Genomic DNA, 4,829 nt, shown 5'->3' on the forward strand with positions numbered 1-4,829 from the left:
CCGCGGAATACAAAGGGGCGGTTCATCGTGGTGTCCGGGTTGAACCGCCCCTTTGTATTCCGCGGCTGCTTCCTTGATCCCTTCCAGGGTCCTGTCGTGGCAAACTTTATCACCGATGAGTTCGGGTTCACCAAGGCTGCTGTTCTTTATGATGTGGCCTCTGATTATCCTAAAGGTCTTGCCGAGGTATTCAAGGAAGCGTGGGAGAAAAAACATGGTAAAGGATCCATAGTTGCGTTTGAAAGTTTCACCACTAAAGACACGGATTTTTCTTCCCAGCTGACCAAAATCATCCAATCCGGTGCCCAGGTGCTTTTTACCCCGCAGTACTACAATGAAGTTCCCCTGATCGTTAAACAAGCCAAAGAGCTTGGATGGGAAGGACCCGTTGTGGGTTCCGACTCCTGGGGGTCTGCCGAGACCATTGAACTGTGCGGCGAAGCCTGTTACGGTCAGTTTTTCTCTTCCCATTATGCGGCTGCCGGTGCCCAGGGCGCAACCAAGGAATTCATTGACCGCTACAATGAAACATACGGTTACATTCCCGATGATGTGGCAGCGCTTACCTGGGATGCCCTCCGCTTGGCCCAACAGGCCATTCAGGACACCGGAAAGCTGACCGGCAGAATCGAAACAGACCGCCTGGCTGTCCGGGACGCCCTGGCAAAAATCAAAAATTTTGCAGGCATCACCGGTAACATGACCTTCACCGAAGAGGGCGATCCGGTCAAATGTGCGGTTATCGTAAAAATCAACGATAAGGGTGAATACGAGTTCTATAAATCCGTATGCCCCTGATGGGCGGATGGATCTCGTTAATATGTTTTTAAGTTAGAAAAAGTAACTGCCGCAACATGAAATGCGGCAGTTACTTTTTCAAATGATCTTATTGTTTTAACAGGAATTTCTGCATGGAATCCTTTACTGATCTGATACAGTTTTTTATTCAGAACTTTATCAATGCACTCCAGCGAGGAAGTTTTTACGCCGTAATCTCTATCGGGTACTCCATGGTATACGGTGTTTTGATGCTTTTTAACTTTGCCCATGGTGATATTTTTATGCTGGGCACTTATATTGGTTTTGGTATTGCAACCCTTTTTCTGGCGTTGTTTGCAGGTGTTTTACCGGGGCCTATCATCTTTGTGGCCACCGTTGTGGTGACCATGTTTTTAGCCTCCTGGATCGGGGTGTTTGTGGAAGTGGCAGGCTACCGGCCTTTGCGCCAGGCGCCCAGGGCCTCTGCCGCCATTACGGGTCTTATGATCGGCATTATTTTTGAAACCGGCATCTTGATTCTTCTGGGCGCCAAACGCTTAAGCTTTCCACCGCTCATTGAATCGGTCTCCTACAATGTGGGCGGGGTTTATTTTACCAATGTCAAACTGATGATCATCATCATCAGCTTGTTGCTTATGCTGGGGTTGCACACCTTTATCCAGAAAACAAAATGGGGAATGGCCATGCGCGCCATGTCCTATGATTTTCTTGCCGTACCCCTCATGGGGGTCTCCATCAACATCATGGCGCCTTTAACCTTTGCCATTGGTGCGGGGTTGGCGGCGGTAGCCGGCATCCTTTATGGCCAGGCATATCCCATCCTGGACCCTTACATGGGAGTGATGATTGGGTGGAAAGCCTTTGTTGCGGCAATTCTCGGCGGACGCGGCTCCATCAAGGGGGCGGCTTTGGCCGGTTATCTTTTAGGCTTTATTGAGATATTTGTCGCCACCATATTTCCGTCCACCCTCAGGGATCTTATTGCCTATTCCATTATCCTTTTGATACTGACCTTCAGGCCAAGGGGATTTTTCGGCATGGAGTACAGCACCAAGCTTCGGCTGTAATTTTTTTACCCGTTTTGAGAAAGAAACCTTGTCATGAAGATTGTACAATCAATAAAAAAATTCCTATCGAACATACCCGTGGCAGGCTGGCTTTTAGGAATACTGGCTGCTGTGTTGATTGAGTATTTCTGGGGATATGACTATATTTCCGACTACCTGGGCCTGCCCAAGATCCCGGTGCTGTTCGGTGCTATCTTGATGCTCAAAGATCCGGTCATGATTCCCGGGGTCCTGGCCTATGACCTGGTTGTTTATGTCCTGCCCGTCTGCATTGTGGGAAAGGCCTCCGCTTTTTTTACAAATCCGCTGGCAGGTGCCATGGAGAAGCTGCCTTTATGGATCTCCGTGTTGATCCATTTGTGCTGTTTCTACGGCATTTTGTCCCTTTGGGCCGGGATCAATGATTATCGCGTGCTTGTGGTGAAACTGACGCTGATATCCATTATTCTGACCATCAGCATCAATGTCATTAACGGCTACCAGGGTGAGTTCTCCTGTTCCCATCCAGGATTCATGGCGGTGGGCGCCTATGTCTCGTCCGTGATTACCCTGTTTTTGTTTACAAATGACAAGATTTTCGGGGCTGCCCTGCTGCCGCCTGCCCTGGGGCCGTGGCTTTTCCCTTTTGCTTTGGTCATCGGCGGAATCGCCGCTGCCGTTGCCTCTCTTTTGGTGGCAATCCCCTCATTCAGGACCCGGGGGGACTACCTGGCGATTATTTCACTGGCTTTTATGTTCATCGTAAAAAGTGCCGTGGAAAATATTAATGTCATCGGCGGTGCCCGGGGCATGGGCGGACAGCCCGATCTGGCCCCGCTTCATGTGATTTTTATCTGGACCATGCTATGCATCTGGGTGGTCCATAATTTTGTCACCTCCATCATGGGCAAGGCCCTTAATGCCGTGCGCGATGATGAGGCCGCTTCAGAATCCATGACCGTAAAAACCCGGAAAACCAAGATGACAGCCTTCATGTTCGGCGCTTTCTGGGCAGGCATCGCAGGCGGCCTTTTTGCCCATGTGCTGACCTATATAAACCCGGGGATGTTCAGCATCAACCGGCTGGCCGAAATCCTTGCCATGGTTTATTTCGGCGGCCTGAATTCCATTGTAGGCTCCATTGTGGGGGCTGTTTCCATCAATATTCTCGGTGAGGCGTTGCGCCCCCTGGAACTGTTCAAGTGGATCATTATTCCGCTGATACTTATTTTTGTCATGATCTTCAGGCCCTATGGACTGATCTCTTTTAAGGAGATCAACGCTGGAAAACTTCTTGCGGCCAAAAAGAACAAATAAGGAGTATACCATGACGCCTTTGCTTCATGTAGATAAAATGACCCACTATTTCGGGGGATTACGGGCGGTTCACAACTATAATCTTTCGGTCGGGCCAAATCAGATTGTAGGGCTGATCGGCCCCAACGGAGCAGGGAAAACAACCGTTTTCAACCTGATCACCGGGGTGTACACCCCCACCGAAGGGCGTATTACCCTTGAAAATGAAAATATCCTAGGACTTGAGACTAACGAGATTGCGGCCAAGGGCCTTGGCAGAACCTTTCAAAACCTGGCGCTTTGGCGACATATGAATGTGCTTGATCATATTAAAATGGCCCACTATTCCCAGCTCTCCTACGGCCTGTTCGATGCATTCTTCAATACCGGCAAATGCCGCAAGCAGGAAGCCAAAGCCGAAGAAAACGCCTACCGGCTTCTGGAACTGTTTGATATTAAGCGGCACGCGGACCAGCTGGTGACAAGCCTTTCCTACGGTGCCCAGCGGCGGGTGGAGATGGCCCGGGCCATGGCCACGAACCCCAAGGTGCTTTTCCTGGATGAACCCACCGCAGGCATGACCCCTGATGAGCTGATCCAGATGATAAAGATTATCCGGCAGGTGCACCAGGATTTCGGTGTGGCTATTTTTTTGATTGAACACCGCATGAAATTTGTAATGGAACTTTGCCAGCATATCCAGACCCTGGTGTTTGGCGAAGTGATCGCCGAAGGCCCTCCCGAAGAGATCCAGAACAACCCCCAAGTGATTGAAGCCTATCTGGGCAAGGAGGACTTGACCTGATGCAGTTGAATGTTAAAAATCTTAAGGTATCCTACGGCAATATCAAGGCGCTTCACGGGTTGAATTTCAGCATTGATACCGGTGAAATCGTCACCATTATCGGGGCCAATGGTGCGGGCAAAAGCACCACCCTGCGTGCCATCTCACGGATGGTGCCCATTGAGCCGGGCTCTTTCATCGAATTTGAAGGAGAAGATGTACTCTCCTACAATACCGACAAGGTGGTCAGCCGGCTCGGCATATCCCATGTGCCCGAAGGCAGGAGGATATTCGGAAACCTCACGGTAACGGAAAACTTGACCCTGGCCTGTTTTGCCAGAAAAGATACCGAGCAGATTGCAAAGGATAAAAAGTGGGTATTTGACCTTTTTCCCCGTCTTGAGGAGAGAAAGAATCAGGTTGCCGGCACCCTGTCCGGCGGGGAGCAGCAAATGCTTGCCGTGGGCAGGGGATACATGAGCGGCAGAAAACTCATGATCCTGGATGAGCCATCCATGGGGCTTGCGCCGTTGCTCATGCTTGAAATGTTTGATGCCCTGAAAGAGATCAATAAATACGGCACCACCATCCTGCTGGTGGAGCAGAATGCCCGGTTGGCCCTGAAGTTTGCCCAGAGAGGGTATGTAATTGAACATGGCAAACTTGTGCTTGAAGGCCGGGCTGACAAACTGCTCGACGATCCGGAGGTGAAAAAAGCCTACTTGGGCGCGTAACTTTCATCGGGTAATTCCCTGCTGTTTAACGGTTGCTGTGAAAAATCGAATGGCGGGCTGTATCAGTGATAGCCACAACCGCCGGATGCTTGAGTATCCGTTCCACGCAGATTGCGTAAAATTTTTTTTTGATATGATTCAGCCGTAATCTTTGGATCCGACCATGTCCCACGGTCAGTGGCTGCTGGT

The 4,829-nt window shown here is 50.2% G+C and carries 5 protein-coding genes; all 5 read left to right on the forward strand.

Annotation, left to right across the window (positions count from 1 at the left end; all coding sequences use genetic code 11):
* A partial coding sequence (locus B3D59_RS06465) for an ABC transporter substrate-binding protein (RefSeq protein ID WP_286818503.1) occupies positions 1 to 798 on the forward strand: 798 nt, incomplete at its 5' end.
* A 113-nt stretch (positions 799 to 911) separates the two neighbouring features.
* Positions 912 to 1,847, forward strand: a complete 936-nt coding sequence (locus B3D59_RS06470; RefSeq protein WP_286818505.1) for a branched-chain amino acid ABC transporter permease — start codon at positions 912 to 914, stop codon at positions 1,845 to 1,847.
* A 33-nt stretch (positions 1,848 to 1,880) separates the two neighbouring features.
* Positions 1,881 to 3,143, forward strand: coding sequence for a branched-chain amino acid ABC transporter permease (locus B3D59_RS06475; RefSeq protein WP_286818506.1), 1,263 nt, complete (start codon positions 1,881 to 1,883; stop codon positions 3,141 to 3,143).
* A gap of 10 nt (positions 3,144 to 3,153) precedes the next feature.
* The gene (locus tag B3D59_RS06480) at positions 3,154 to 3,927 is read left to right on the forward strand and encodes an ABC transporter ATP-binding protein (RefSeq protein WP_286818507.1); all 774 of its coding nucleotides are present in this window, start codon (positions 3,154 to 3,156) and stop codon (positions 3,925 to 3,927) included.
* Positions 3,927 to 4,640, forward strand: coding sequence for an ABC transporter ATP-binding protein (locus tag B3D59_RS06485; RefSeq protein WP_286818508.1), 714 nt, complete (start codon positions 3,927 to 3,929; stop codon positions 4,638 to 4,640). Before B3D59_RS06480 ends, B3D59_RS06485 begins: the two co-directional genes overlap by 1 nt.
* Positions 4,641 to 4,829 lie beyond the last annotated feature (189 nt).

The organism is Desulfobacter sp. UBA2225 (assembly GCF_002348205.1).
Classification (GTDB): domain Bacteria; phylum Desulfobacterota; class Desulfobacteria; order Desulfobacterales; family Desulfobacteraceae; genus Desulfobacter; species Desulfobacter postgatei.

Coding starts and splice junctions, on each gene's coding strand:
- B3D59_RS06485 (WP_286818508.1), top strand. CDS start 3,927: ATGCAGTTGAATGTTAAAAATCTTAAGGTATCCTACGGCAATATCAAG.
- B3D59_RS06475 (WP_286818506.1), top strand. CDS start 1,881: ATGAAGATTGTACAATCAATAAAAAAATTCCTATCGAACATACCCGTG.
- B3D59_RS06470 (WP_286818505.1), top strand. CDS start 912: ATGGAATCCTTTACTGATCTGATACAGTTTTTTATTCAGAACTTTATC.
- B3D59_RS06480 (WP_286818507.1), top strand. CDS start 3,154: ATGACGCCTTTGCTTCATGTAGATAAAATGACCCACTATTTCGGGGGA.